1 protein-coding gene and 1 pseudogene are annotated in these 1,011 nt (G+C 36.1%); one reads left to right on the top strand and one right to left on the bottom strand.

Annotated features, from left to right (window positions below; genetic code table 11):
• The coding region (locus EKM93_RS13460; RefSeq protein WP_164507105.1) for an NAD(P)/FAD-dependent oxidoreductase at window positions 1–393 on the bottom strand (393 nt) is incomplete at its 3' end.
• A 274-nt stretch (window positions 394–667) separates the two neighbouring features.
• Between EKM93_RS13460 and EKM93_RS13455 the strand changes: the two are divergent.
• A pseudogene (locus tag EKM93_RS13455) lies at window positions 668–1,011 on the top strand (DDE-type integrase/transposase/recombinase); the annotation flags it as partial.

The raw sequence follows: 1,011 nt of genomic DNA, 5'->3' as shown, positions 1-1,011 counted from the left end.
AACGTTTTTTAGCTCATGACCAGGAACGGGTAAATCGTTTGGAGTTACGCCTGAGCTTAAGATTAATTTATCGTAATCATAGCTCTGTATCTTACCGGATCTTAAATCTTTCACGGTAACTTGCTTATTTTCTGGATTTATTTTGGTCACTTCATGATTGGCATATACTTCTGTCCCAAATTTTTCGAGATCTGCAGGTTTAAAATTACGGACATCATTAATACTCGTTACACTGTTTTCTAAATATAATTCCATACCACAGGACATAAAAGAAATAAAATCTCCCGCTTCGAAGAGTTTAATATCTAGGTTTGAGTATTTGTGAGTAAGTTCCAAAACCGACTGATGGCCGCCGTGCGAGGCACCAACAACAATAACTTTTGTCTTCGACATAAAAAATATAGCCTCCTAATAGATGGGTGACAAATAATAAGATGAATCTACTTACAAAAAAGGTCCAAATATAGTTTAGAATCATTCTAAAAATAAGTCAATCAAATTCAACTAAAAATACTCCTTTTAGGAACTAATGAAATTTGTTGAGAAATAAATTTACTATTTTAACAATCTAGATCGTCCACCAACAAGAAACGGTTCTGGTGCAAAGCTTTAGTAGCACCCATAATTTGGTAGAATGAAAGAAATTTCTTGAGAGTTGATGACATGAATTGGGTTTAAAGGTCGTCATTTTAATCGAGATATCATCACATTAGCCGTTGGCTATTATTTTAGATTTAATTTAAGCTATCGTGATATCGTTGAAATTATGGCTGATCGGGGTGTTTCGGTAAACCATACAACGATCATGCGCTTAGTTCACCACTATGGCGCAACGCTCAGAGCAATTAAACCTGTGGCTAAAGACGGTTTGATGGACCTAAAGGCCCATCAATGTTCCAAATAGCGCAACAATTTAATTGAACAAGATCATCGATTTATCAAAAGACATCGTCAGTCAGCAGGATTTCAAAACATACGCACGGCAGCAAGTACCCTGGCTGGAGTTGAAGT

It is taken from the genome of Agrilactobacillus yilanensis, from assembly GCF_003946725.1.
Taxonomy (GTDB): domain Bacteria; phylum Bacillota; class Bacilli; order Lactobacillales; family Lactobacillaceae; genus Agrilactobacillus; species Agrilactobacillus yilanensis.
The sequence above is the reverse complement of the archived record's forward strand: the minus strand, read 5'-3'. Positions and strand labels throughout refer to the sequence as shown.